At 51.4% G+C, this 26,520-nt stretch carries 22 protein-coding genes; 12 read left to right on the top strand and 10 right to left on the bottom strand.

The window, feature by feature from the left end; all coding sequences use genetic code 11:
- Both PPL9_RS01915 and PPL9_RS01910 read right to left on the bottom strand, forming a co-directional pair.
- On the bottom strand, positions 1–459 hold a 459-nt coding region (locus PPL9_RS01915; RefSeq protein ID WP_152986568.1), incomplete at its 3' end, for a DMT family transporter.
- Between the two features lie 214 nt (positions 460–673).
- Positions 674–943 (bottom strand): DUF2798 domain-containing protein, encoded by a 270-nt coding sequence (locus PPL9_RS01910; protein ID WP_057461061.1) that lies wholly within the window; start codon positions 941–943, stop codon positions 674–676.
- A 259-nt stretch (positions 944–1,202) separates the two neighbouring features.
- Here PPL9_RS01910 and PPL9_RS01905 point away from each other — a divergent pair, with 259 nt between their 5' ends.
- The 5 genes from PPL9_RS01905 to PPL9_RS01885 all read left to right on the top strand — a co-directional run bounded on the left by PPL9_RS01905 (position 1,203) and on the right by PPL9_RS01885 (position 6,703).
- On the top strand, positions 1,203–2,573 hold the full coding sequence (locus PPL9_RS01905; protein ID WP_057461060.1) for a cytochrome P450: 1,371 nt from the start codon (positions 1,203–1,205) through the stop codon (positions 2,571–2,573).
- A gap of 93 nt (positions 2,574–2,666) precedes the next feature.
- The gene (locus PPL9_RS01900; RefSeq protein ID WP_057461059.1) at positions 2,667–3,179 is read left to right on the top strand and encodes a GNAT family N-acetyltransferase; all 513 of its coding nucleotides are present in this window, start codon (positions 2,667–2,669) and stop codon (positions 3,177–3,179) included.
- A 66-nt stretch (positions 3,180–3,245) separates the two neighbouring features.
- Positions 3,246–3,932 carry an MOSC N-terminal beta barrel domain-containing protein gene (locus PPL9_RS01895; RefSeq protein ID WP_057461058.1) on the top strand — a complete coding sequence of 229 codons (687 nt, stop codon included), beginning with the start codon at positions 3,246–3,248 and terminating at the stop codon, positions 3,930–3,932.
- Between the two features lie 204 nt (positions 3,933–4,136).
- On the top strand, positions 4,137–5,096 hold the full coding sequence (locus tag PPL9_RS01890) for an ADP-ribosylglycohydrolase family protein (RefSeq protein WP_057461057.1): 960 nt from the start codon (positions 4,137–4,139) through the stop codon (positions 5,094–5,096).
- A gap of 224 nt (positions 5,097–5,320) precedes the next feature.
- A complete protein-coding gene (locus PPL9_RS01885; RefSeq protein WP_057461104.1) occupies positions 5,321–6,703 on the top strand; it encodes an FAD-dependent oxidoreductase in 1,383 nt (460 codons plus the stop codon).
- A gap of 106 nt (positions 6,704–6,809) precedes the next feature.
- Here PPL9_RS01885 and PPL9_RS01880 read toward each other — a convergent pair whose 3' ends face one another.
- The 6 genes from PPL9_RS01880 to PPL9_RS01855 all read right to left on the bottom strand — a co-directional run bounded on the left by PPL9_RS01880 (position 6,810) and on the right by PPL9_RS01855 (position 15,420).
- Positions 6,810–8,039 carry an HAD family hydrolase gene (locus tag PPL9_RS01880; RefSeq protein WP_057461103.1) on the bottom strand — a complete coding sequence of 410 codons (1,230 nt, stop codon included), beginning with the start codon at positions 8,037–8,039 and terminating at the stop codon, positions 6,810–6,812.
- A gap of 43 nt (positions 8,040–8,082) precedes the next feature.
- Positions 8,083–9,144, bottom strand: a complete 1,062-nt coding sequence (locus PPL9_RS01875; RefSeq protein WP_057461056.1) for a LacI family DNA-binding transcriptional regulator — start codon at positions 9,142–9,144, stop codon at positions 8,083–8,085.
- 5 nt (positions 9,145–9,149) lie between these two features.
- A complete protein-coding gene (locus PPL9_RS01870) occupies positions 9,150–11,252 on the bottom strand; it encodes an ABC transporter ATP-binding protein (RefSeq protein WP_057461055.1) in 2,103 nt (700 codons plus the stop codon).
- An 11-nt stretch (positions 11,253–11,263) separates the two neighbouring features.
- Positions 11,264–12,388 (bottom strand): ABC transporter permease, encoded by a 1,125-nt coding sequence (locus PPL9_RS01865; RefSeq protein ID WP_057461054.1) that lies wholly within the window; start codon positions 12,386–12,388, stop codon positions 11,264–11,266.
- On the bottom strand, positions 12,388–13,392 hold the full coding sequence (locus PPL9_RS01860) for an ABC transporter permease (RefSeq protein ID WP_057461053.1): 1,005 nt from the start codon (positions 13,390–13,392) through the stop codon (positions 12,388–12,390). The genes PPL9_RS01865 and PPL9_RS01860 overlap by 1 nt, the downstream gene beginning before the upstream one ends.
- A gap of 72 nt (positions 13,393–13,464) precedes the next feature.
- A complete protein-coding gene (locus tag PPL9_RS01855; protein ID WP_057461052.1) occupies positions 13,465–15,420 on the bottom strand; it encodes an ABC transporter substrate-binding protein in 1,956 nt (651 codons plus the stop codon).
- Between the two features lie 393 nt (positions 15,421–15,813).
- Between PPL9_RS01855 and PPL9_RS01850 the strand changes: the two genes are divergently transcribed.
- The 5 genes from PPL9_RS01850 to PPL9_RS01830 all read left to right on the top strand — a co-directional run bounded on the left by PPL9_RS01850 (position 15,814) and on the right by PPL9_RS01830 (position 23,664).
- Positions 15,814–16,842, top strand: a complete 1,029-nt coding sequence (locus PPL9_RS01850) for a LacI family DNA-binding transcriptional regulator (protein ID WP_057461051.1) — start codon at positions 15,814–15,816, stop codon at positions 16,840–16,842.
- Positions 16,843–16,853: 11 nt separating this feature from the next.
- Complete coding sequence (locus PPL9_RS01845; protein ID WP_057461050.1) at positions 16,854–19,361, top strand: glycoside hydrolase family 95 protein; 2,508 nt, start codon at positions 16,854–16,856, stop codon at positions 19,359–19,361.
- 326 nt (positions 19,362–19,687) lie between these two features.
- On the top strand, positions 19,688–20,470 hold the full coding sequence (locus tag PPL9_RS01840; RefSeq protein WP_057461049.1) for a ThuA domain-containing protein: 783 nt from the start codon (positions 19,688–19,690) through the stop codon (positions 20,468–20,470).
- Positions 20,470–21,540, top strand: a complete 1,071-nt coding sequence (locus PPL9_RS01835) for a Gfo/Idh/MocA family oxidoreductase (RefSeq protein WP_057461048.1) — start codon at positions 20,470–20,472, stop codon at positions 21,538–21,540. Before PPL9_RS01840 ends, PPL9_RS01835 begins: the two co-directional genes overlap by 1 nt.
- Before the next feature lie 435 nt (positions 21,541–21,975).
- Entirely contained in the window at positions 21,976–23,664 is a 1,689-nt protein-coding gene (locus PPL9_RS01830) for an EAL domain-containing protein (RefSeq protein WP_057461047.1), read from the top strand.
- Here the strand turns inward: PPL9_RS01830 and PPL9_RS01825 are convergent.
- Positions 23,661–24,395 (bottom strand): MBL fold metallo-hydrolase, encoded by a 735-nt coding sequence (locus tag PPL9_RS01825; protein WP_057461046.1) that lies wholly within the window; start codon positions 24,393–24,395, stop codon positions 23,661–23,663. The two genes, PPL9_RS01830 and PPL9_RS01825, sit on opposite strands and share 4 nt — an antisense overlap.
- A gap of 82 nt (positions 24,396–24,477) precedes the next feature.
- Positions 24,478–25,359 (bottom strand): DMT family transporter, encoded by an 882-nt coding sequence (locus PPL9_RS01820; RefSeq protein WP_280139013.1) that lies wholly within the window; start codon positions 25,357–25,359, stop codon positions 24,478–24,480.
- Positions 25,360–25,785: 426 nt separating this feature from the next.
- Between PPL9_RS01820 and PPL9_RS01815 the strand changes: the two genes are divergently transcribed.
- A complete protein-coding gene (locus tag PPL9_RS01815) occupies positions 25,786–26,136 on the top strand; it encodes a metalloregulator ArsR/SmtB family transcription factor (RefSeq protein WP_057461044.1) in 351 nt (116 codons plus the stop codon).
- Positions 26,120–26,497, top strand: coding sequence for an SRPBCC domain-containing protein (locus tag PPL9_RS01810; protein WP_208989109.1), 378 nt, complete (start codon positions 26,120–26,122; stop codon positions 26,495–26,497). The genes PPL9_RS01815 and PPL9_RS01810 overlap by 17 nt, the downstream gene beginning before the upstream one ends.
- Positions 26,498–26,520: the final 23 nt, after the last annotated feature.

Here is a 26,520-nt window from a genome sequence, read left to right as displayed (position 1 = left end):
CCACCCGCCGATATTGCCATCCGGCTGCAGCATCACCAACAAGCCTGCCATACCGCAGAACATTGCCAGAATGCGGCGCCAGCCAACCGTCTCGCCAAGGAAGAGAGCCGCAAGTCCCGTCACGATCAATGGATGGGCCTGAAAAATTGCCGTTACATCAGCCAGTCCCAGCATGCTGAAGGCGAAGGTGATCAGGCAGATTTCTGCAAACAGCAGAAGGCCACGAATAATCTGAAGCACCGGACGTTTGGTGCGCACCACATTATAGAGCCCTTGTTCACTGATCATGGCCCAGCCAACCGCAATCACCAGCAAAACCCAAAAGCGCACCATCATGATGAACCAGACCGGATGGTCTGACACGAGCTGCTTGGTGATCGCATCCTGCATCGCGAAGATGAGCGTAGACAGGATTGTAAGCGCGATACCCATGTTTCGCTTGCCGAGGAGCTGAGCCATTTTGTGTCCTTGTTAGCAGCACAAATCCGCTTACCGAGGCGAACCGGAAAGCGAATACAGTGGGAGGAAATGTGCTGAAAAGAATTCTTGGATGCCAATCGACATCAATACTGCACGTATACTGTGATGCATCACAAAGCAAATGCAAAAAGCAAGGGACACTCCTTTTTGCATCACAGTTAGGTCAGGTGCTTTGTTTTTTGAAAAACGGAGCTTAGCAACCTTCCGTCACTTCCTGCAGGTCGGCAGGCTCGTCACATACTTTCACAAGCTTCGACAACAGGGCGATCACCAGGGGAAAGACCAGTGAACTGATAACAACAGCAAGCGCGAAGGCGACAGAAAACGACTTGAACCACAGCGCCATAAAGTTTTCGACAAACCCGAGGTTCAGCACCAGCATGGCAAATGACATCATAATGCTCATGAAGAATGAAATGCTGATACGCAGCAGGTAGCCATAGGTCCGTGGGGAAACATTCATGCACTTATCTCTATTTTTTGTTTGAGGTCAAACTATATGAAATCAAGTCAAACTGTCAAGATACCGTAGCGCATGGCAGTTATGCAGAGCCGTGGTTTCATCATCTCACCAAAACCACCAGTAATTGCATTGTATTTTCAGTATGATCCGACATTAAATTCAGCGAATTATTAAAGCGGCAATGCCTACACTCGCGGATCGGGTCATTTCCCGCGAGGACCCTCGATGTGACCATCATGATGCAATCGAGTCAGGCTCTATGGATACAAACAACAGCTTATATCGCCCTCCGGCACCTCACCCATACACTGAAGGCACGGGGGACTTTGATGGCGTTGAGACAAACCTCCTGAGGCACCTCCCGGAAGAACTTTACAAAGCAGATATCGTTGACATTTCCACGGCAGAGCAACCCAATTACCTGATCAACGACCCGGATCTCATCTCCGTTATTTTTGAAGAGAAACCCGAGATCTTCGTCAAAGCCGAGGGGATGATTGAATTGCTGCGCCCGTTGCTGGGCGATCATCCGATTGTGACGAGCAACAACCGGTGTGTGGACCAGCGCGATATGATCCGGCCCATCGGCACCCTGCGCACCCAGCAGGTGAATTTTGAACACATCCAGAATTCAATCAACCGGTTCGAAGATTATTGCGAAGAGATTCAAAATGAAAACCGGGTGATTGACCTGTCTTTGCTGCTCAGACGCCTGAATGCAGACATCGCTTACAGAATGCTGTTTTCCAACGAGCTGCCAACAGATGTGTTCAACGAGATCAACTCCCATGCCCGTGACTTTGAAAAGCGCATCTCACAGGTGATCCGTGAGACGGCAGAACAAGGTGTTGCTTGGCAGCTGCCCAAGCTGCCACAAACAGCCATGTATGCGGCCCAGCAACTGCGATATCTGGTCAGTATGCTGATTGATGGCAATATCCAGCACAACAGCTTTTCCCATCACAGCTTCTTACATAAGTTTCTCATCGCCCGCTCCCCAGAAACCAATATCCCCTTCACTCGCAAGCAAATCGTGGACCACGTCACCACAATCCTGAACAGTCAGGAGCTAGCCGCCGCAGCTTTGATGTGGGCGTTCTTTGTGCTCTCCCAATGCCCTGAGGCCAAGCAAAAGATCCGTGAAGAGGTCAGCAAAGTGGGTGGGCAGGACGACATTCAGTTCGAGCAGCTTTCACGCCTCAGATACACCCGCAATGTCTTCCGCGAGATCCTGCGGCTCTACCCGCCTATTCCACATCTGACCCGTCGCGCCAGCAGACCAATCAAACTGGGTAAACTGGACTTGCAGGAAGGTGCGCAGATTACAGTGTCCCCATGGATTGTGCATCGACATCAGCAATACTGGTTCAATCCGGACCGTTTTGATCCTGAACGCTATATGCGCAAAGACCAGCACATCATCATGAAGAGCTTCCTGCCCTTTGGACGCGGCCTGCGCATGTGCACGGGCGCAAGCTCCGCCATTCTCCAAGGCACGCTCATTCTGGCAAACCTTGTTACACGGTTCGACATAGACATCCTCAACGCCGACAAAGTAGAACCGGAAGGTGTCCTCTTTCTCGAACCCACCCGCCCCATCGTCTGCAAAGTCACACCACTCCGCAGTTAGGCGGGCATTCCAACATCACAACCGCTCGACGCCAGTCCTCATTCAGTGCTAATGCATTGCTCTGCTGAGTAGCTCCGACATGTGAGGGTGGTTATGTCTGTTGAGTTGAAGCCGATGGTCTTGGCGGATGTGCCTGTGCTGAAAAATATGTTTCAGCTCTACCTCTATGACATGTCCAAATACATGCACTGGCCGGTTTCTGCATCGGGTGGGTTTGAGTATGATGAGAACATCGTGCTTGCTTACTTCCGCGAGGCTGACCACCATCCCTATTTCATAATGCAGGCTGGCGAGATCGCAGGTTTTGCGCTGGTGCGGCAGTATCCCTATGACACCACGCTGATCGACATGGGCCAGTTCTTCGTGCTTGGAAAGTTCACACGTCAAGGCTTGGGACAAGCGGCCCTGAAAGCCTGCCTGAAACTGCATCCGGGAGACTGGCAAGTTCGCGTGTTACCCAAAAATACTGGAGCACTGGCATTCTGGACAAAGACAATCTCTGATCTGACCAACGCCGCCTATGAGACTCGTTCCGGTGACTATCAAGGAACAGAGATGACCTTCCTCCACTTCTCCAGCCAAAGCGCACTGGCCTCCGCCACCTAGCCAACAGCTGGTGCCTCTGCCCACCTCGTTATACTAGCCACGAAACACCCGAACAAAGGACCAGATTTGAAAATTCAGTCTCTATGGCACTACCCAATCAAATCTCTGCTTGGAGAAACGCTTAGTAAACTCGACCTTGATGAAAGAGGTGTGGTTGGTGATAGGCAATTCGCTATTTCTGATGACCAAGGAAAATTCGGTAGTGGCAAGAACACGCGGCGGTTCAGACGTATTGATAATCTGTTGTCATTACGTGCTGTGTCGAAGGAGGGCGTTGTGTCAATTGGTTTTCCGGATGGGTGTGCCATTGATATTAGCTCAGAAAAAATCAATCACAGACTCACTGAGTTTCTTGGACAGCCAGTGACAGTCGTTCCAGAGAGAAACATCCCACATTTTGACGATGGTTCGGTGCATCTGTTGCTTTCATCAGAAGTGGCAAAATTGCAAAGCCTTGTTCCAGGGACACAAATTGATGAACGCCGTTTTCGACCGAACATCACCTTGGATGTACCGCAGGATGTAACCGATGACGATTTAATTGGCAGGATACTGACAATAGATGGTGTGCAGCTGGAAGTGACACATAAAACAGAACGTTGCAGAATGGTAACCATCGCACAAGATGACCTCGAGTTCGAGCCAGACATCTTGCGACCAATTGCACGCGATTTCGACGTTAAGTTTGGCGTTTATGCCAAAGTTGTCCAATCTGGTTCAATTGCTATCGGACAAAAAGCGAGTGTCTCGTAAGGCTGCATAGCACATACCTCTAAAGGGCCCAGAGCAGGATTTGCGGTTTTTTTGTTAGACGGGAAAGTTCCAGTACGTGTGCATCGCAAACCACATAGGTTCACTAAAAGATGACTCCAGAAAGACATCTTTGGGATGACATTCGGAGAGGCTTCGCTTTAGATAAGACCAACAGCAAGTATTCGATTATGAATGGAGAATTGTATGAGTCAGCAAGCGTTTAAGGCCCATAGCCTTCTTGGTGCATTTGTTGCGGACGCCGCCTCGCTGGGGCTGCACTGGCTCTATGATGTTGATCGCATCCATCATGTCACGCAGGAGCACGATGACTCTGCTGCTTTCGTGCCGCTGACCCCATCTTACTTTGAGGGTGTGCCAGCTTATTTCGCTCATGCTAATCGGCAGGACGGCCAGTTCACCCAATACGGTGAAAACCTTCATCTGGTACTGAAACACCTGCTGGCTCACAACAAACACCTGAAGATGGAAGAGTTTCAGCAGGCTTTTACGGCTCACTTCGGCGCTGGTGGTACCTATAACGGTTATATTGACCGCCCGACACGGGGCACGCTGGAAAACATTGCTAATGAAAAGCTCACCCCTTCTGGCGTAGATGATGATCAGCTTCCTGCGCTCTCCAGGATTCCGGCAGTGCTGTTCGCCTATGAGCAGAGCGAGCAGATGCAGGATCAGGTGGAAGCGATTATCCGCTCCACAAATGACAATGAAGAATCCGTCGCTTACGGCTTTATGTTTGCCGATCTTCTGGACCGTGTTGTGAACGGTGAAGACTTGCAAAGCTCCTTGTCCGCTGCAGCTGATGCCGCCCATCCTGATATTCAGGAGAAGCTTTTGGCTGCTCTTTCCGCATCAGAAACGGACCCGGTGGCATACAGTGAGAGCACGGGCCGTGCCTGTCACCTTGGCATGGGCGTTCCGCTGAGCTTCCACATCCTCAAGAACACAGGTTCTTATCGCGAAGCAATTGAAGCCAACATTTTGGCAGGTGGAGACAGCGCTGGCCGTTCCATTCTGATCGGTGCAGTTCTTGGCGCAGTGCACGGCCTGAATACCAACAAAGGCATTCCACTTTCATGGATTTTGAAGGTCCGGAACAATGCAGAGCTCTGGCAGGAATGCTGCGACTTGACCGGGCATAACTAGGGACTAAATCCGAAGGTCGTCTCCGGTCTTTTGGGCGGAATAAGTGCAGTACCGAATAATTATGCATGCTGCGCGTATTCGTATGAACGCAGTGTGTTTTTAGCTGCTTGAATCTCCCAAAACGCTTTCTCGGTTTGTTAGGGCTGTCCCTGAGTTTCCCTTGTGGGTTGCGATAAAACACCTCAAGGTTGCAGGCGCACCTCTTTCAAACCAAAGTGTTTCCAATGGTCTTTCGCCCCCGCAGTAGCAGCCTTAACCGCAGGAATTTCCTAAAAACTTCAGCCTCTTCCGTCGTTGTTGCCGGCCTGTTTGATCTGAACCTCAACAAGCCAAACGTTTCATCCAGCGGCAAGAGTGTGATCATTATTGGCGCAGGCATTGCGGGCCTGACAGCGGCCCGCGAGCTGATGGATTCTGGCTACACTGTGCTGGTGCTGGAGGCGAGCAACAAGATTGGCGGCCGCATCCGCACCAATCGGGCGCTCGGTGTTCCCATCGAGGAAGGGGCCGGTTGGATCCATGGGCCTGAAGACAATCCGATCATGAAACTTGCGGAGCAATCCGGCCAAAAAACCTTTGTTACAAAAGATTCCAACTTTGCCGTCTTCAACCACAGAGGCAAAAAAATTTCTAATCAGATGATCTCCGAGATGGGACAGGAGCATCGGCAGATGCTGGATCTGATTGGCTCCGGCATGACAAAAGATATGCCCCTTTCCGAGGCGCTGGAGCATATGGCGCCGAAAATGTCTCGTGACCCGATCTTCAAATGGATGACATCCGCTTACACCGAGTTTGATACGGGCAGTCCGGTCAACGAGCTTTCTGCCATGTACTTTAATCAGGATGATATGTTCCACGGTGAAGATGTGGTTTTGGTAGACGGGTACGACAGGCTTTTGGAACCTCTCACTCATGGGATCGCAATACTCACCCGCAAACCGGTGCGCCGCATCGCGTACCATGATCGCGCTGGTGTCTTTGTTCAGACGGACAAAGAAATTTTTGAGAGTGATTTCGTGATTGTCACGGCACCACTTGGCGTGCTCAAGGCGCAGGACATCGAGTTCATTCCGCCCCTGCCTGAAATACATAGGAACGCAATTGAACGCGTTGGTATGGGAGACGTCACAAAAGTAGCGATGAAATTTGACGAGCTCCACTGGCCTGAAAACACACAGTATTTTGGTTTAATGACGCAAACTCAGGGCCGCTGGAATTATTTCCTCAATCATAAGCCCTTTATCGACGCAAACGTACTCACCGCACTAAGCTTTGGCAACTATTCCCGCATGATAGAGACCATGGATCACGACTATATGCTTGAAGATGCTATGAAAGCCGTGCGCACCATGTTCGGATGGGATACGCCTGATCCCCGTCACTATATCGCAACCCGCTGGTCCCAGGATCCATATACCAAAGGCGCTTTCTCCTACGCCAAAGTTGGCTGTAATCCCTATGATTTCAACGTGTTATCCGAACCTGTCAGCAGATGCCTGACCTTAGCCGGAGAACACACAAACTTTCAGTACCACGGAACCGTTCACGGCGCTCACCTAAGCGGTAAGAAGGCAGCGAAAATCGCAATGGAAACAATGATGTAGAGGAATACTATTTTCTGTAAATCTAGAGGCTACACACAAAAAAAGCCGCAGGAGAGCAATCCCGCGGCTTTTTCTTTTTCAAGAATTACTTTGTTAATACAGTGCCTTACGCCTTCGCGTCGATCTCCTCGAGCACATCCAGAAGCTGGTGCGGAAGGCCAATTGTGTAATCCGGCTCTTCATCCGCATTTGCTGGCTCTGTCGGATAGCGCGGTGTCCAGTTGATCCAGACAGATGTCATCCCTAAGCGGTTGGCGCCGGCCACATCACGCTCAAGGTTATTCCCTACCATGACGCAGCCTGCGTGGTCTGCTTCTCCCAGCCCCAAAAGCTTGACCGCTTCAAGGAACATCCGCGGATCCGGCTTGTGGCAACCAACGGCTTCTGAGATCGACCGCGCATCGAATTTATGCCAGAAATCCATAGCCTTATGGACATTCTCAAAGCTCTCCACCAGACCGTCCGCAACCAGCGCAACCATGTAGCCGCGCTCCTTGAGCCAGTCCACCAGCTTATCCCCACCCGGGATCGGCTCCGCAGAGAGCACTAATTCCCCCTCAACGAAAATCTGGGAGCCCTCATCGATCAAAGTATCCCCACTGTCGAGGAACACCGCCTTCACGCCTTTCGCCTCTTTTCGCAGCTGAGCCAGAACAGAGCGAACCCGAGACGGAACAGAAGCCTTCAACTCTTCCCAGGGCATCATCTCAACAGAGCGCAGATCGAAAATCTGATCGAAATGATAAGACGGCTTGAACGCCTTAGATTCCATATACTTACGAGCGACATGATGATCATAAGGCTTCAGGTCAGCCAGCTCTGCAGCAAACATATCCTGCACCAGAATAGTGCCTGATCCCGCCCGTTCACCACAGCAGATACAAGTCACCGCAAAGTTCGCCCGCAGCGCTTCAGAACTCGCTGCAAAAGCGTGTTTTCCCGGTTCAGAATAAAGGGTTATCCGCCCTTCTTGCAGCGGCACCTGATGGTCCCAGGTGCTCAATTCTCCCGCACAGCCATGCGCACTGCCTTCAACACGCATCACCTCACCAGCTTCAGAAAGGTACACCCAGATGTGCTCCAGCTCATACAGGTGTTGGATATCCCAGTCCCACCAGATAGCATACTCGATTGCAAGCGCAGCGCCATTTAGTTTTATTTTATGGGCACTTGAAACGGATATGCCGTCCTGATCATAGAGCGTATAGCCCAGTGCCGAAGGGAGGAAAGGTTCTTTATCGTCAAACCGAATAACAGGCGCATGCTGCTTCACCAGCTCTGCAATATCTGCCGATGTTGCCTCAGAAAAAGACAGAGGGGCTGCGGAAATGTTCAATTGAAACTCCTTGTTCTTCTTGTCCTGCAAGAAAGTCGGCGCCTTACGCAGCACCTTTAGAAAGAGGAAGAGATCCCTTACGGGGATGGGAAACGGAACGCCGCTGTTTCAGCTCAACCGGCTTGGTCTCATGCAGACGCTTACTGGAAGGATTGCGTATCTTTTCAATGACATAGCGGGCGGCAGTCGCGCCCATCTCTGCAATTGGTTGCTGGATAGTAGAAAGCTGCGGTGAGGTGATGCTGCTAATCGGGATGCCATCGTACCCGAGAATGGAAATGTCCTCTGGCACACGCAAACCACGGTCAAAGCACGCATGCATCGCACCAATGGCTGCAGTATCCGTAATCGCAAAAAGCGCTGTAATCTCAGGGTTTTGATCCAGCAATTCATTGGCGGTTGCATACCCCAGATCATAACGCTTACGCTCATTGGGCTCTGGCAGGTAGACAGACTTCTCAATCTGATACTCGCGGGCAACTTCCAGTATGCCGCGCATACGTAAGTTACCGACGCTCTCGCGGCGTGGATCATGATCAGCTTTAGTCGCAAGCACGCCGATATGTTTATGCCCCAGTGCAACGAGGTAGCGCATGCCAATCCGTCCCCCTTCCGTGTTGTCACAAACCACAAAGGATTCAGAACGACGACCAGGAAGAATATCGACGTAAACCGTCGGAATATCGTTGGCTTGCAAACGCTTAACGTTCTTCAGTGTCTCCGCTGCCGAGTTGGACGGACGAACGATTGCACCTGCCACTTGCATCTCAATCATAGTCTGGGTGTACTTGCGCTCGCGCTCTGCTTCTCCCCGTGTGCAGCAGGAGAGGACCTTGAAGCCTTCGTCATGCAGCGTCTTCTCAATGGAGGCATAAAGCATGGTTGCGAACGGGGATTTCTGGTTCTCCAGGAACAGCGCGACAAGATTGGAATCCTGTCGGCGCAAAGAGGTTGCCAGACGGTTGGGGCGATACCCCAACTCATCAATGACAGCTTGAATCTTTGCGCGGGTTTCATCCTTTACCCGCTCATCCTTGTTCAACACACGAGAGATGGTTGCCGTTGAAACTCCAGCTTTTTCTGCTACATCCCGGATACTTGCCATCAGTGCTACCCCGCCATCGCTTCAAGCTGGTCTACTGGTGAATTTTGCACCACATCGGGATGATGGCAAGCAAGCAGATGGCCCGTACTGATCTCACCAAGTGATGGATCAGAACTCTCGCAAATACTTGTGGCATAACGACATCTTGGCGCGAATGGGCATCCCTTTGGCAAGTTGGCCGGGTCTGGTACATTGCCTTCCAGACGGATGCGTGTGTCATCCGCGTGGGCATTCGGCACCGGTTCCAGAATCGCACTCATCAACGCTTCGGTATAAGGATGCCTTGATGCGTTGAAGATCGTCTCCGTATCTGCCAGTTCCACAATCCGGCCCGCATACATCACAGCAACACGATCACTGATATGCGCTACAACACTCAAGTCATGACTGATGAACAGGTAGGTGAGATTCAGCTCTTCCTGGAGGTCTTTCAGCAGGTTGAGGATCTGCGCCTGTACGGAAACATCCAGCGCAGAAACCGCTTCATCCGCAATGATCACCTTCGGATAAGGAGCCAAAGCACGTGCAATTCCAATACGTTGACGCTGACCACCACTGAAAGCATGCGGGTAGCGTTTGAGGAACTCTTTTGAGAAGCCAATTTTATCGAGCACCTCAAGTACACGATGCTCAATGTCCTTTGAGCTCTTCAGCTCCTGTCCAACCCGCAGCACTTCAGCGATGATATCATATACCGCCATGCGAGGGTTGAGTGAGGAGTTCGGGTCCTGAAACACCATCCGAATATCCGCCCAGTATGGACGCAACTGACTGTCCGTTTTGCCAGTCAGCTCAACGTCTTCCTCGTTTGGACGGAACACCACCTTGCCCGTGGTTGCCTTGTGCAGGCCGATAATTGTCTGGCCCAGTGTGGACTTGCCGCAGCCAGATTCTCCAACAAGACCAAGGGTTTCGCCACGCCAGATGTTGAGCGACACATCATTCAGCGAGCGCACTGTTCCCGTTTGACGGTTGAAGAAGCCTGAACGGATCGGGAAGTGTTTGCTCACGTTCTGTAGCTCAAGGATTGGCGCAGCTGTGCGGTCTACCGGGTTTGGGACATGCAGGCAGTCATCAACTTGGGAGGTCGACGCATGTAGTGGGACAAGTTCTGCCTGTGCCCCAAACCCGTGACAGCGGACGCTTTGCACCCCACTGATCGCGGTGAACTCTGGTAGTTTTTCGTTACAAAGACCGGTGACAAAGTGGTCACAACGCTCTTGAAACGGACAGCCCTTGGGCCGGTTCTGAAGGCTTGGCACAACGCCCGGAATAGCATTGAGGCGCGCACGACGCTTGCCATCTGTGTGAGGCAGGGAGGCCAAAAGCCCTTTGGTATAAGGGTGTTGCGGGTTGGTGAGAATTTGCTCAACAGGTCCCTGCTCCACCACATTGCCCAGATACATGATCACCACTTCGTCGGCGATATCTGCCACCACCCCCAGATCATGGGTGATGAACAGCATGGACATCTTGCGGGTCTTCTGCAGATCACGCATCAGATCCAGAATAATCGCCTGCGTGGTCACATCCAGCGCGGTGGTTGGCTCATCCGCAATGAGAAGGCGCGGGTTACAAATTAGCGCCATAGCAATCATGGCACGCTGACGCATACCACCGGACAGTTCAAAGGTGTAGCTATCAAACCGATCTGCAGCAGAAGGAATGCCCACGAGCCGCAGCATCTCAATTGCCTGAAATTTGGCTTCATCGTTGCTCAGGTTCGTATGCCAGCGCAGCACTTCCACAATCTGGTTGCCAATGGTGTAGAGCGGAGACAGCGAGGTCATCGGCTCCTGATAGATCATGGAGATCTCGTTGCCCTGAATGGCGCGAATATGCTTTGCTTTTGCAGGACCTTGGGCAAGATCAAGCAGATCACTACTCGCACGCTGGTATTCTATGCTGCCGCTTTCAATGGCAGCGTGGTTGTCCAGAATACGCAGCAGCGCCTTTGCGGTGACAGACTTTCCGCAGCCGGACTCCCCCACCAGACACACCGTTCTTCCCTCGGGAATGGAAAAACTGATGTTGTCCAGCGCGGTTACTTTCCCATCATCTCCTGAGAAGGAAACACTGAGATCCGTGACGTTAATCATGGGTTTCATGGTTTCAATCCTCACTTGGAATATGGGTCGGCAGCATCACGCAAACCGTCACCAAAGAAGTTGAGTGCAAGCACAGCAATCACGACCATCACGCCCGGCCAAAACAGCCATGGAGCATTGGCGATTGAGCGGATGTTCTGCGCTTCCTGCAGCAGAACACCCCAGCTAACCACAGGCTGGCGCAGGCCAATCCCCAGGAAGGACAAAGACGTTTCAGCAACAATCATACCCGGAATGGCGAGCGTCACCACCGCGATTATATGGCTGATGAAACTTGGCACCATATGGCCTACCAGAACCCGCGGAACAGAACATCCGTCCAAACGAGCGGCTTTTACGAAGTCCTCCGATTTAAGAGAGATAAACTTGCCGCGCACCACGCGGCCCAACCCTGTCCAACCGATGATCGACAGGATTACCGTGATCAGCAAGTAGGTCTGCAAAGGCGGAGTATCCGGCGGAATCGCTGCGGCGAGGCCGATCCAGAGCGGGATACTTGGTAAAGATTGGAGGAACTCAACAACACGCTGCGTGACCGTATCCACCCAGCCACCGAAATAGCCGGAAAGACCGCCGATCAGCACACCCAGCACGAGGCTCAAGGCTACGCCAACCAGACCGATGGTCATGGATACGCGCGTGCCATGGATGGTGCGGCTCAACACATCGCGGCCAAGACGGTCCGCTCCCAGCAAAAACATGCGATCACGTTTCTTGACCGGGCCAAACAGGCGGCGCTCAGCAGGGATGAAACCAAGCAAATTGTAAGGCTTACCTTTGACGAAAAAGCCCAGCTTCACCACACGGCGTGGATCTTCAACAAAGATACGGCGACCTGAGTTGTAATCAATCTTGGAGCGGTATCCCAACACATGCGGCTGAAACACCGTACCGTCCTTTGTTTCCAGCAACCAATGAATGCTCTGCGGTGGTGCATAGGTGTTGCGCACGCTGAAATCATTGGGGTCATGAGGTGCAAGAAACTCCACGAACACAGCGATCAGATAGATCAGGAGTGTGATGATACCACCCAGCATGCCGAGTTTATGTTTGCGGAAACGGCGCCACATCAGGCGCCACTGGCCCTCATAAGCGCGTGAACTTGTTGGTGCACCAGCGAAATCAGTAGCGCTCATTACAGCCCCCCATTGTTGAACTGACGGCGGATACGCGGATCAAGCCAGGCAAGTAGTATGTCGGAGAACAACGTTCCAATCACAGTCAGGAAACTGAGGAACAAAATAAGGGCAGCAGCCAGGTACATATCCTCCTGACGCAACGCATCAAACAGCAACGGGCCTGTGGTTTGCAAACCAAGCACAATGGAAACAATGGTGGAGCCAGACACGATCTGCACGAACAGCTCGTTGAGGCTGGACACGAACGGGTTTAACGCATGACGAACCGGATACTTGGTAAGCACCCAGTGCTCCGGCATGCCTTTGGCGCGGGCGGTGACCACATAAGGACGGTGCAACTCGTCCAGCAAGTTTGCCCTGATGGTGCGGATCACGCTTGCAGTTCCAGCAGTCCCTAAAACGATCATGGGAATCCAGATGTGGGCCATCAAGTCACCGACACGGGCGAAGGACCACGGCGCATTGACGTAATCTGGTGAGAACAGCCCACCGACATTTTGGCCAAAATAGCGAAACGAAACATACATCAGCACAAGCGCCAACAGAAAATTTGGCACAGCAAGGCCGATAAAACCGAGGAAGGTAGCGACATAGTCACCAAGGGAATATTTGCGAACAGCGGAGAAAATGCCAACGGGAATGGCGACAGTCCAGATGAAGACCATGGAGCAAATCGAAAGCAGCGTCGTCATGCCCAGACGATCCCAGATCAGTTCTTCAACCGGCAACTCATAACTGAAAGAGCGCCCAAGATCTCCATGCACTACCATTTTCCAGACCCAGTCAACGTACTGGGCCAGAACGGATTTATCCAATCCATATATCTTCCGCAGACCTTCGGCTTCAGCAGCAGTGATGTAATCTCCATCCAACGATGCTTCCAAAACCAGTCGGTCAATATAGTCTCCAGGTGGCAGCGTGATCACCAAAAACGCGACGAGCGAAATCGCGAGCAAGGTTGGGATCATCAACAGGACCCGTTTGACAACAAACATTCCCATTTAAAGCAGATATCCTAGTTGCAAGGCTCTGCCCCTCCACACAGGGAGAGGCAGATTGGTTCGGGCGATCAATTACTTCTTGGAAGGATCGATGTAGAAGCTGGAGAAGTTCACGGGTGCAGGCCCCGGATACAGCCAGCCTTCCAGCAGCGTGTCAGGCACATTGCGCAGCTTGTTGCTGATGGAGCGGAAACCACCGCCCGGCAACGCAATACCCATAGACAGGAAGTTGTCTGCAGAAAGCTGCATAAACTCTTCCATCAGCGCCGTTTGCTCATCACCCACCTTGGTTGGTACCAGGTCAGTAATTTCATACATGCGCTTCACGCCGGCTGGCGGTTCGGTTGGTACAACGCCTTCACGAACAGTTGCATTGGCATCCTTTTTCAGGTCATGCCATGCATCCCAGCCTTCCCAGTTGCCATGCTCTTTGAAGTTGGTCAGGCGCTCAAGGTTCACCAGTGGGAACTGACCGCAGCCATTCTCACCCACCCAGATGGTGATCTCTTTGTCAGCACGACCCAATGTTGCCATGTGGATCTCATCACTGGCCACGCTCACCACAACCTCAAGACCCTGCTCCTGCCAGTCTTTCGCGATGATCTGCATCATATCCACCCAGTCCGGGCGGAAGCCTTCGTTCACATGAATAATGAACTTGAATGGCTTGCCATCAGGACCAACACGTTTACCGTCCGGGCCCATTGGCAGGATCTTATCGAGATGCTCTGCTGCCAGATCAGGATCGAACTCAGTGTACTGACGCGCCAGCTGATCGTTGTAATACGGCGATTCAGGACGCGGGCTGACCTGATATGGCTCCCCTTGCCCCAGATACACGGCATCAATGATCAGGTCCCGGTCCATTGCAAGAGATAGACCGATACGGAAGTCTTTGCTTTGGAACACCTGCGCCTTGACCGGATCAGGATGGTTCATGGCGAACATGAACTGCGCATTGTTGTAGTTACAGCTGTTTGCCGTCACGAGGCGGTAGTCACCCCGCTCTTTATTATCGAAGAAGACAGAGCGGTTTGGCGGCGTTGAGATGTTGCGCGGAGAGATGTCGATCTCACCCTGAACGGTTTTCAGCAGCGCAACTTCCGGATCTTTCGCCAGTACCCATGTGCGTTTGTCGATGTAAGGCAGCTGGTTACAGGAGCTATCGACTTTCCAGTAATACGGGTTGCGCTCAAAGGTGAAACGCTCTTTGCCAAGAACCGCTTCAGTCGGACGCCATGCCAGCATGGTTGGGCGGTTGGGATCGTTGTGCTCAGCATTTTTACCGTAGGTTCCAATGCGGCCAAGCCACCATTTTCCGAAGTCAGCTTCACCTGCATCTGCCATCATCTTGGCAACGCCGTCCGGGTTCAGGTCTTTCATGAAGTCTTTGACGTAATGCTCAGCAAACTGGACGACACGTTGACCGTAGGGTGAAGCCATGTCCAGCATAAAGACACCGTTTGGCTGGCTCCAAGAGAAGCGCACTGTCGTGTCGTCCAGCGCTTCGACTTTCGCTTCTTCACCATTGACGATGAACATCTTGCGAGGACCCTTGGGGTTGATCTCGCGGTTGGTTTCAATGTGATCCCACCAGAACTGGATGTCCTTTGCAGAAAACGGCTTGCCATCAGACCATTTCAGGCCTTCGCGCAGTTTGAAGGTGTAGGTGGTCGCATCCGCCGAGATGTCCCAGCTCTCAGCGATGTTAGGCAGAACCTCGGAACCATCCGGACTCCAGCGCACTAGCGGGTCATATCCATAACGACGATAGTCACCGATACGGGACCCGGCATATACATCGGTCATCTCACCGCCATAGGTGCCGATACCCTCAATCCCTTCAACAACGAGTGGATTAACCGGCAGGCGATCCGCGACGGCTGGCAGGCCGGACATCTGATCCAGAAGTGGTGCCTGATGATACACTGAACATTGATTGGCAGAAGCTGCTGCTGTGGCTGCCACAAAGGCCAGCGCGCTGACTGCTCCGCCAAAAACCATCTGCCGACTACGTTTCAAACTCATTGCAAAATTCCTCCGCAAGCTTTGTGTAAAGACTACCAGCAATCGGAATCACTGTAATCCTTTTCACTTTTTTGCTTCTACACATGACACTCATATGACGAATCGGCGTCTTATATTGAAGCTTGCCAGCAGGTCTCCTCCCATACCGACACCCCTAGGTGATCTATATTATTCGCAGAATTGCAACAGTTGTGAGTTTCAATTTCACTTGTTACGCCCCGAAAATTAGTATAAACCCATAAATCACAGCCATGAAACATCAAAGTGTAACGTTTACATGTTTTTGGTCGTATTTTTACATGACTGTTTTATGAAACTCTGATTCATAGAGACCCGCTCCCACGCTCTTATGAGTGTTACATAATAATATATTTTCACGAGGACTTTTTTGGCATGACAGATATTCGTCGTGTAGCTGAGGTAGCAGGCGTATCCACGGCCACGGTGTCGCGGGTCATCAACAACACTGGCCCAGTGAATGCCAAAACCCGCGAAAAAGTTCAGCAAGCCATTCTTGAGTTGGATTATCGGCCCAACAAGATGGCAAGCAGTTTGCGGCAAAAAGAGACCCGCATCGTCGGTATTTTACAGACCGACCACAGCACACATTTCAGCTCAATATTCGCAGATGCTACGGAAGATACGCTCTTCAATCATGGCTTTACTACGATTATGAGCAACACCTATGGTGAGCGGGCAATGGAAAAGGAGCAGATTGAATTTCTGCTTGACATGCGCGTTGGCGGTATTCTGCTGCGACCATTTAAAGATACCTCGCACATCCCTTCTCTTATCCATCGTCTTGAACAGGCGAATGTGGCCTGCGTGCTGGTGGAAAGCTATCCTGTCGATCCGCTGCAGTTTCATGCCAATCTCAACAATGTGCAAGGCGGACACATCGCTATCCAGCACTTGCTCAAACTGGGCCACCGGTCCATAGGCATGTTGCTGCCGTTTGAGCCATGGCACACAGAAGGCCCCCATGATTTACGCCTGGCAGCTGTTCAGCGCGCAATAGCTCAGTTTCCAGCGCCCGTTGAGCTTCACATCAGACGAGACAATGCGAAAGATCAGGTCGCCTTTGGATTTGAAGCAACGCGTGCACTGCTAAAGACTTCGCCTGACATCACTGCAATTTTCGGGACAACTGACCTACTCGCAGCCGGAGCTCTTCATGCAGCTCAGGAGATGAACCTATCTATCCCCTCGGATCTTTCGATCATTGGCTATGACGACAGTTATGTCGCCTCATCCATGCACCCCCGCCTGACGACGGTTTCCCAACCCATCGATGCACTCGGAGAAGCGACGGGGAAATTGCTGCTTTCCATCATTGAAGACCCCACAATCCCACCTCGCTCCGTTTCTATATCCAACATTTTGAAGGTTCGCGACAGCACCGGACCCGCCCGTACTTCCTAGGACATTTCATCGTGATTACTGATTTTTTTCCAAACGCTGATCCCGCTCATACGCTCTGGTACGATACACCCGCTGCTCACTGGAATGAGGCCTTGCCACTCGGAAATGGCCGCCTTGGCGCGATGGTCTATGGCAGCCCACTAAACGCCCGTATTCACCTCAACGAAGATACGCTCTATTCGGGTGAACCAACTCGTATTTATCCGGTGCCGGAAATAGCAAATCAAATTGCGCATGCAGAAAAGCTTTTGAGAGACAGAAAGCTCTTTGAAGCACAAGAGTTTGTGCGCAAAAACTGGACGGGACGGCAAGGGCAAGCCTACCAACCAGTCGGCAATCTGTTCATCACAATGAAAGACCAAGGCGAAACATCAAACTACCGCCGCGCACTGGATATTCGTCATTCTTTGCATCTTGAGAGCTATGAGCAAGGCGGCGTGAAATACGAGCGCACCACCTTTGCCAGCTATCCGGATAATGTCATTGTCGTTCGCCTGACAACAGGCAAGCCGGGTACACTCGCCCTCAGTTTGCGTTATGACAGCCCGCACCCGACATGCCGTACAACGCAGGAAGCTGACAACACGCGCTTGCATCTTCGCGGCCAAGCACCCGCCTTTACCAGCAGTCGTGTGATTGAGCGCATCGAGCTTGATCAGGAACAGACCCGGAATCCCGAGATTTTTGGCACAGACGGCAAACTCCGCCCCTTTGCTGAGAATGAGCAGGACGGACACCGCGGCGGTATTGTTTACAGCGAAGATGGCCTGGGAGAAGGTACGTATTTTGAGGCAGGCCTTTCTGTTGAGTTGGAAGGCGGGAATATCCGCCCAGAACGCGGTGAACTGCATGTTGAAGGCGCAACAACCGTTACCCTTCGTATTGCGATGGCAACCAGCTTCAACGGACCGGACAAAAGCCCTAGCCGTGAAGGAAAAGATCCGGCTCCTATCGTAAGAGAGGGATTGGAAGCTGCAGGCTCTATTCCTTATGAGGGCATGCTGCAAAAACACATGGATGATGTGTTGAAGCTGTTTGACCGTGTATCGCTCAAACTGGGCAATGATCCCATTCCCGATCTGCCAACCAGCACGCGGCTGGAGCAGTTTCAGGACAAAGGCGATCCAGCCCTTGCCGTGTTGCAGTTCCAGTATGGCCGCTATTTATTGATTGCGTCTTCTCGTTCAGGTAGTCAGCCACCAAACCTGCAAGGCAACTGGAACAACCTGCGCCGCCCGCATTGGTCCTCCAATTATACGATGAACATCAATCTGGAGATGAACTACTGGCCAGCTGAAGTCACAGGCCTTTCCGAACTGCATGAGCCGCTCTTCATGCTAATTGAAGAACTGGCAGTCTCAGGAGCTCGCACAGCCAGGAAAATGTTCAATGCTCCTGGATGGTGTGCGTTCCACAACACGACGATCTGGCGTGACAGTGTGCCATCTCCGTGTGACCCAGCCTCTGCGTTTTGGCCCATGGCAGCAGGCTGGTTGCTCTCTCATATGTGGGAGCACTTTCTTTACACTGGCGACAAAGAATTCCTCAAGAACCGCGCTTACCCTTTGATGAAATCTGCAGCGGCATTCTACGAATGGTGGCTCTGTGAGAACAAGGATGGTTATCTGGTGCCGAAGGTCAGCACCAGTCCGGAAAACCGGTATCTGGATGAGGATGGGCACGTCATTACAGTCGATCAGGGCAGCACCATGGACTGCGCCATTATTCGGGAGACCTTCACCAACACCGCCGCTGCGGCCCGACTACTGGGACTTGATGACGATCTTGCAGAGACATTAGAGACAAAGGCTGCACGGTTGTTGCCTTACCAGATCGGAGCACAAGGTCAGGTGCAAGAATGGTCTCAGGATTTCAAAGAGTTCATGCCAACGCATCGCCACTTGTCTCACCTCTATGGCTTGTTCCCTTGTGATCAAATCGGCAAAGACACACCAGAATTGCTGAAAGCTTCCGTGCGCGCTCTTGAGATCCGCGGAGATCTGGCAACCGGGTGGAGCATGGGGTGGAAGATTTGCCTCTGGGCCCGTGTCGGTGACGGTGATCATGCTTACAAGATCATCCATAACATGTTCAACCGCGTGGAGAATGAAGCGCCGAAGAGTGAAGATGGCGGCCTTTATGGTAACCTCATGATCGCGCATCCGCCATTTCAGATCGACGGCAACTTTGGTTACACACGCGGCGTTTCCGAGATGCTGATGAACACGACCCACAACGGCATTCAGCTCTTGCCTGCTTTGCCAAGCGCGTGGCCGAAAGGAGAAGTTCGCGGTCTGCGTGCCCGTGGCGGTTTCGAGATCGACCTTATCTGGGAAGATAACAAGCCCACTCAGGCCCAAGTCACCAGCCATCATGGAGGCGACCTGACTGTGCTTTGTAAGACGCCATTTGGGGGATCTACTTTTGATCAGACCCTACAACTTTATGTAGCGACACAAAAAACTGTCGCGGGAGAAACGTTGGCACTGGCCTTTAACGAAGCCCTACTGGTCTCCTAGTCCGTAAAACCTGCTAGAAAATGGGGTGACTAATTGTAGAATTCGACTGAGAACTTCGCGTTACTTAGACGGATTCTACAGTTCGCAGTAAATCGGTTGCACTGCAACAAATGTTTCGGTGAATTTCTTGATATTTCATTGGCATTTCATACCAAGGTTGAAGCAGAGTTGAAGTCAACCGCGTTCTGCGGTCCCAAGACGCGATAGCATCGCACCTACAAAAATGAACAAGTCCGCAGTCTTTCTCGCAATGGGGAAGGCCCTTTCCATATCTCCGTTTTGTCTGATCCTCAGGCAAGACACTCCACATCTATCGGAATACGCCAATGATTAAGACCATTGTCTGGGGCGAAAACGTCCACGAGCAAAAAAACAAAGTTGTTGCCGACATCTATCCTGATGGGATGCACAACCACATTGCTGCTGCTTTGAACAATGATCCAGAAATTTCTGCAACCTCCGCAACTTTGCAAGATCCAGAGCACGGCCTGACCGAAGAACGTCTTGCAGACACAGATGTTCTGATCTGGTGGGGCCACGCAGCGCACGGAGACGTTTCTGACGAAATCGTTGAACGTGTGTGTGAACGTGTCTGGTCTGGCATGGGCATGATCTTCCTCCACTCTGCGCACTTCGCAAAGCCGTTCAAGCGTTTGATGGGCGCACCTTGTAACCTGACATGGCGCGAAGCTGGCGAGCGTGAGCGTCTTTGGGTTACATCCCGCAACCACCCAATCACTGCAGGCATTCCAGACAGCTTTGAGCTGGAAAATGAAGAAATGTATGGCGAGCCATTTGGTGTGCCGGAGCCGCTGGAAACCGTCTTCATCAGCTGGTTCCAAGGCGGTGAAGTCTTCCGTTCCGGCCTGACTTACAAACGCGGTGCAGGTAATATTTTCTATTTCCGCCCAGGCCATGAGACCTATCCAACATACCACAATGAGACCGTACAGCGCGTCATCGCCAACGGCGTGAAATGGGCCTACAACCCGCAACCACGCATTGCTGATCCGAATGCGGCTCCAAATGTGCCAGTAGATGAAGCTCCGGAGAAAATTGAAGAACGCGGACCACGTCTGCACGAAGCAGGCGAGGAAGGGTATCGTTGATGCGTCTCGTTATTGTAGGAACCGGCGGCATGGCAAACAGCCATGCCAACAAGTTCGGTGAAATCGACGGTGTTGAAATCGTTGCCGGCGTTGACCGTAACGAAGAACGCCTGACGGCCTTCTGCGATGAACATAACATCGCCAAACGCTTCACCTCACTGGAAGACGCTCTTGCGTGGGGCGAATTTGATGCGGTAGCAAACGTCACGCCTGATGCTGTCCACCACCCAACCACAATGCCGCTTCTGGCAGGTGGCAAACACGTCTTCTGCGAAAAGCCACTGGCAAGCAATTTTGCCGATGCTGACGAAATGGCAACTACAGCCGAAAAAGCCGGTCTGATCAACATGGTCAACCTGTCTTATCGCGACGTGTCAGCCCTTCAAAAAGCTCATGAGCTGATTGCAGCAGGTGAAATTGGTGAAGTTCGCCATTTCGAGGCCTCTTATCTGCAAAGCTGGCTGACCCAACCTGCATGGGGTCATTGGGACAAAGAAGAGAAATGGCTCTGGCGCCTTTCTGAGGCGCACGGGTCACTGGGCGTTTTGGGGGACGTCGGCATTCACATTCTCGACTTTGCCGGGTTTGCGATTGGCGCGCCGTACCAGTCTATCTCCTGCCACCTGAAGACCTTTGACAAAGCACCGGGCAATCAGATTGGAGAGTACAAACTGGATGCCAATGACAGCTTCACCATGATGGCAGAAACCATATCTGGCGCTGTTGGTGTTGTTCATGCCAGCCGTTTTGCTTCCGGGCATATGAACGACCTGCACCTTCAGGTTCATGGTACCAAGGGCGGCATAAAAGTCACCAACACCGGTGGTCTGGGTGAGTTGTTCGTCTGTTCAGGCCCAAACCTTGAGAAGGCGGAATGGGAGCAGATTGAGCTTGCTCCAACACCAAACAACTACCGTAAGTTTGCAGAGGCCGTGCAATCTGGTGTGAATGGCCACCCAACCTTCCGCCATGCAGCGAATCTTCAGCAAGTCCTTGACCTCGCCGTTGAAAGCAGCACGGCCGGCGGGCGCCGGGATATCCCGATAACCGCACAGCTGCAGAACGCATAATCAACAAAAAGGAGAGCAATTGCTCTCCTTTTTTGATCTGCAATCTACCCTTGTATACTCCGTGAAAACTATGGACAATAATTAGAACTAAAGCTCTAGTTATAAATGTAGTGGTAAATATTCTTTTCCAAACACCCAAAGAAACATCGGCACGATGTTGAATGCAAATTCTATTTCAGCTCAAATGCCCCATAAGACTTAATGTTGCGCAAAAATGCGCCAAGCAGTACTAGTACATCAACAAAATTTATAATATAAATACACACCAATACTTACCCATAATTCGGTGTTTAGATTTCATTATTCCTAAACGAAACATTAAAGACAATTATAACTAAATCTTTCCCTTAATTATCTGCAGTGAAGCATTGCGATTATCTTTGAGTTTAATTATTCAGTGCATGCAATTTTATTTCGAGTCTAGCCGAGGATCTTGTGCCAGTACCTCCTGAGCTTCTTTCAGTTGCAGTAGAGCAATGTTCTGAAACCATCATGGTTGCAGATCATGAAGGTACAATTGTCTATGTGAATTCACAGTTTGAGAAAGCGACCGGCTACTCCGCAGAATACGCTGTTGGTCGAAATCTGGACTTCCTGCGCTCCGGTAAGACACCACGCGAAACCTTTGATGATCTCTGGACAACCTTGAACCATGGCAAGCCATGGGAAGGTGAATTCATCAACCGGCGCAAGGATGGCTCCGAGTATGTCGAGCACTCCAAGATCTCTCCGGTTGAATGGCAAGGCGGCAGCGCAAACAAGAAGTACTATCTGGCGATCAAGAAAGACATCACGGCTAAAAAAGAGAGCGAAGAGGAGCTTTCCAAACTCGCTTACACGGATGCTCTGACTGGCTTGCCAAACCGCGCGCACTTTCTGCAAGAGTTGGAAAGCGCTGTTGCAACGACTAAGGATGGTTCAAACCAATGCGCTGTCATTTATATGGATCTGGATCGCTTTAAAGAGATCAACGATACATTGGGGCATGACGCTGGCGATCAGTTCCTCGTGCAGGCCGCTAAGCGCTTTGAGAGCGTTTTGACCGAGAATGCCCTACTCTCTCGCCTTGGTGGTGACGAGTTTGTCATTTTGCTGCGAGATACTTCCAACGCGGAAGCCGAAATGACGGTTCACCGTCTGGAGACAGCAATGGTCGCCCCGATTGATTTGGGCGAGCAATCTCCGATTCTTTCTGCAAGTATCGGCGTTGCTGTGAGCCAGCTGGCAAGTGCGTCCAGCAGCACCATGCTCAAGCAAGCCGACATTGCCATGTACCATTCCAAGTACAACAATCTCGGCTTCAGCTTCTACACCTGTCAGATGGAAGAGGCCGTCGTTCGCAAAGTTCTGATTTCCGAAAAGCTCACAACTGCTATTGAGGAAGGCAACTTACGCCTCAAGTATCAGCCAATTGTAGAGCTGAAGAACGACAAGCTTCACGGCGTTGAAGCGTTGATGCGTTGGGAAGACCCGGACCTTGGTGCGATCTCCCCCTCCGAGTTCATTCCGATTGCCGAATGTCAAAATATGATCGACGACATTTCAGACTGGCTCTTCCGCGAGACAGCCTGCCAATATCGTCAATGGGTTACTGAAGGGTTCGAGTTTGCAGGCCGCATCGCAATCAACCTTTCGGAACGAGAGCTGGCAAAGCCAAATCGTGTGGTCGAGATTCTCGCTCTGCTGCAGAGCCTGGAAGTTCCACCAGAAATCTACGAGATTGAATTGAGTGAGTCCGCATTCATCAACGAAACAGGCCATACTCAAACCAATCTGGATGCCCTTGCCAATGCTGGCATGATCATCGCCATTGATGACTTTGGCACCGGCCACTCTGCACTTTGGCAACTACGCACCCAAAAGCTGGACAAGCTCAAGATTGATCATAGCTTTGTGCAGAGGATGGAAACAGATCAGGCCACACGCGATATTGTTGAAGCAATCACCGCGATGGCCAGCCTGCTCGACCTGAAGGTTATTGCAGAAGGCGTTGAAAACCTGACGCAAGTTGACCTACTCAAAGATATCAAATGTTGCTATGCGCAAGGCTATCATTTCGCCAAGCCTCTAACGGCAAAAATCTTTGCCACTGACTGGCTTGGAAAGGCTCAGGCTGTCGCCTAAACCTTCAGTTCCGCGAGTTCAAACTCACGACCATCTTCACCCAGAGAAAACTCCGCATAATCCTTGATGGCTTCAGCCACGGCAGGTCTGGACGCATCATCAATGTGGTACAGCACCCAGCGACTGCCTGCTTTTCGCGGCAAGTCTTTTACATCTGCCCAGGAGCCATGCCCGTTTGCGGCAGTCATGTACTCGCATTCTATGAAGGCAAGGTCCGCCTGTGCAGCAAGCTGCTCCCCTTCTGGAGACAAAAGGCCATCGCCTGAATAAAACAGGGTTACAGTTTCGCTTTTGAGCTGCAGGCTGCGGTTTGGAACTGAATGATTACTGGCGGTGGTCGCCGCATTCCAAGGCCCAACGACTGCCAAGCCCTCAGAATCTTGCCAGTGGAGGTCAAACCCCAGGTCTTTTTCCGGCCAGTACGCAAACTCCATAAGCCGATACAAAGCCTGATGCTGAGAAGCCTGACGAAAGATGGTCAACGGCTTCGAGCGCTTGAACGATTTCATGTAATTGAGCAGCGTTGTTAAACCAAGACAATGATCCGGATGGCAATGCGAGATGTAGATGCAGCTGATATCTTCAGCTGTCATGCCATTTGCAAACAACGCCTGAGGCACGGTTGGGCCGCAATCAATAAGAAGCTTGAACTCACCTTCTGAGATCAACAAAGATGAGTTCGTTTTTTGCGGATCGTACGCGTCGCCACAACCAAGCATTTTCACATGCATACTTTTCCCCCTCGCAGTGATCCCCCAGTTTTAAAGCAGAGAGTTTTAACAATCAAAGCATTATGCCGAACTGGAGGCTGATCTACGCCGCTCCCCCCAAGACTTTTTCCCGATGCCACATATAAATGGCGGACCCAAAGATGACGGCAGCGCCAACAAGAGTCAGTCCGTCAGGAAACTCACCAAAAAACATCAGTCCAATCAGCATCGCCCAAATAAGGCTGCTGTAACTGAAGGGTGCGATGGTTGAAGCCTCCCCAAAAGAAAACGCTTTCACAATAGCGTAGTGCCCAAAACCAGACACTGCGCCGATCAATGCCAGCAGAGCCCAGCCCTCCAAATCAGGTGCCTGCCAGAAAATCGGCGTAAACAGGGAGGTGACGACAGCTCCCAGCAGAGCTGTATGAAACAGAACTGTCGACGGACTATCAAACTTGCTGGCGTACCGCGCCACGATATGACCTGCGGAATACACTACAATGGTCGCCACTGCGATCAGTGCACCAAGATCAAGCACACCAGCACCTGGTTTTACAATCAACAGCGCTCCAATGAACGCCACGAGGATTGAGGCCCAACGCCGCAAACCAACTTTTTCGCCCAAAATTGGAACAGACATCGCCGTCACCATCATAGGAGAAAGCAGCGCAATGGCATGGAGCGTTGCGACAGGGATCAGCTGCGCTGCAGCGACCGAACCGATTGTCATAACCAAAACAAGAATTGCGCGCAGATATACGACTGACCCGTTGTTGGGTGTGATCATGTTTTTTACGCGGGGCGCCAAGAAGATCAGCATGAACAGCAGATGGAAAAACATCCGGCCCCAGACCACCTGCAGCACCGGATAGGACAAAGACAGATACTTGCCAACACTATCGACAATGACGAACATAAACATGGCTGCCACCATCCAAAGGATGCCAAATTTAACGTTCCCCTGAGCTGGGGCATGCGAAACCATCTCAATCATAACTGGCCTGCGAATTCCGGGATTGTGCCGTTGTTCCCGCAGAAATTGGCGAGCGAGCAGCACATCGTTTGATTTTGTGGGAAGGTGCTGAAACTTATGTCCAGACACCAAAGAATAGATTGCCACCTATCGCAGTTTTTCTTAGTTTTCCATGGCTTTCTGTCGCTGAACGTTGAATAAATTGCAGCGTTTGGCAGATCTATTTTTTGGGCACCAATTGTTATTGTTTATTACCAAAATGACGCGCAGATATATTTGTAAATTACTCAGCCTGTGAGCAACTTTCTACGCCAATCGTTTCCATAGATACCTTTCTCTCCCAAACAAAAGAAAATCCGACAATACGTGAATCAGTCGTGCAGGTTGACCGAGCTCGAATCTTCATTTAACAATTACGTTAATTAAAGAGATGGTGAAATGAATACACAAACCAACTTGCCGGAAGTTTTTGGAGCTTTGGCCGACCCGACGAGGTTTGCCATTGTCGAGCGACTTCTCAATGAAGGAGACTTGCCAGTCGGACAACTGGCTGAACCCTTCAAGATGTCTGCTCCGGCCATATCCCGGCATCTTAAACTGCTTGAAAGCGCTGGTCTCATCGAACGACGCATCGAAAAGCAATGGAGGGTGTGTGCATTGAAAAAAGAACGTTTTGCAGACCTGCATCAATGGATCGAGCGTTACCAAGCCTTCTGGAACACCAGTTTCGACCGATTGGAAGCGTTACTCGATAAACAGCAAGGGGAAGACAATGACGGCAGCCGATAGCATGACACAGGAAGAAACCACACTGCGCATCACACGGGACTTCAAAGCTTCTCCCGAAAAAGTCTTTGATGCCTGGATAAATCCAGAGATGCTCGTGCAGTGGTGGGGCCCTGAAGGTATGACCACACCAGAATGCGAAATGGATGTACGCACAGGTGGCAAATGGAAAACCACCATGACGTCCTCCAAAGAAGGCGGAGCTTACACGGTTTCGGGCATCTACAAGGTTCTGGATCGTCCTAACCGCCTTTGCTTCACATGGGGCTGGATAAATGATGGCGTTCGCGGCTGTCAGTGCTGGATGTATTTTCCCCATTTGTGCTGCTTGAAAATTACCCACTTTCGCAGCTTTGACTTTTGATTGAAGGGGCATGCCCCTTCAAT

It is taken from the genome of Pseudovibrio sp. POLY-S9 (assembly GCF_001431305.1).
GTDB lineage: Bacteria > Pseudomonadota > Alphaproteobacteria > Rhizobiales > Stappiaceae > Pseudovibrio.
Note: the sequence above shows the minus strand (reverse complement) of the source record. Positions and strands in the feature narration are given on the sequence as shown.

Bases quoted from the DNA above. Each gene is read 5' to 3' on its own strand.
- PPL9_RS01910 (WP_057461061.1), bottom strand. From the start codon at position 943: ATGAATGTTTCCCCACGGACCTATGGCTACCTGCTGCGTATCAGCATT.
- PPL9_RS01905 (WP_057461060.1), top strand. From the start codon at position 1,203: ATGGATACAAACAACAGCTTATATCGCCCTCCGGCACCTCACCCATAC.
- PPL9_RS01900 (WP_057461059.1), top strand. From the start codon at position 2,667: ATGTCTGTTGAGTTGAAGCCGATGGTCTTGGCGGATGTGCCTGTGCTG.
- PPL9_RS01890 (WP_057461057.1), top strand. From the start codon at position 4,137: ATGAGTCAGCAAGCGTTTAAGGCCCATAGCCTTCTTGGTGCATTTGTT.
- PPL9_RS01885 (WP_057461104.1), top strand. From the start codon at position 5,321: ATGGTCTTTCGCCCCCGCAGTAGCAGCCTTAACCGCAGGAATTTCCTA.
- PPL9_RS01875 (WP_057461056.1), bottom strand. From the start codon at position 9,144: ATGGCAAGTATCCGGGATGTAGCAGAAAAAGCTGGAGTTTCAACGGCA.
- PPL9_RS01870 (WP_057461055.1), bottom strand. From the start codon at position 11,252: ATGAAACCCATGATTAACGTCACGGATCTCAGTGTTTCCTTCTCAGGA.
- PPL9_RS01865 (WP_057461054.1), bottom strand. From the start codon at position 12,388: ATGAGCGCTACTGATTTCGCTGGTGCACCAACAAGTTCACGCGCTTAT.
- PPL9_RS01860 (WP_057461053.1), bottom strand. From the start codon at position 13,392: ATGGGAATGTTTGTTGTCAAACGGGTCCTGTTGATGATCCCAACCTTG.
- PPL9_RS01855 (WP_057461052.1), bottom strand. From the start codon at position 15,420: ATGAGTTTGAAACGTAGTCGGCAGATGGTTTTTGGCGGAGCAGTCAGC.
- PPL9_RS01850 (WP_057461051.1), top strand. From the start codon at position 15,814: ATGACAGATATTCGTCGTGTAGCTGAGGTAGCAGGCGTATCCACGGCC.
- PPL9_RS01840 (WP_057461049.1), top strand. From the start codon at position 19,688: ATGATTAAGACCATTGTCTGGGGCGAAAACGTCCACGAGCAAAAAAAC.
- PPL9_RS01835 (WP_057461048.1), top strand. From the start codon at position 20,470: ATGCGTCTCGTTATTGTAGGAACCGGCGGCATGGCAAACAGCCATGCC.
- PPL9_RS01825 (WP_057461046.1), bottom strand. From the start codon at position 24,395: ATGCATGTGAAAATGCTTGGTTGTGGCGACGCGTACGATCCGCAAAAA.
- PPL9_RS01820 (WP_280139013.1), bottom strand. From the start codon at position 25,359: ATGGTTTCGCATGCCCCAGCTCAGGGGAACGTTAAATTTGGCATCCTT.
- PPL9_RS01815 (WP_057461044.1), top strand. From the start codon at position 25,786: ATGAATACACAAACCAACTTGCCGGAAGTTTTTGGAGCTTTGGCCGAC.
- PPL9_RS01810 (WP_208989109.1), top strand. From the start codon at position 26,120: ATGACGGCAGCCGATAGCATGACACAGGAAGAAACCACACTGCGCATC.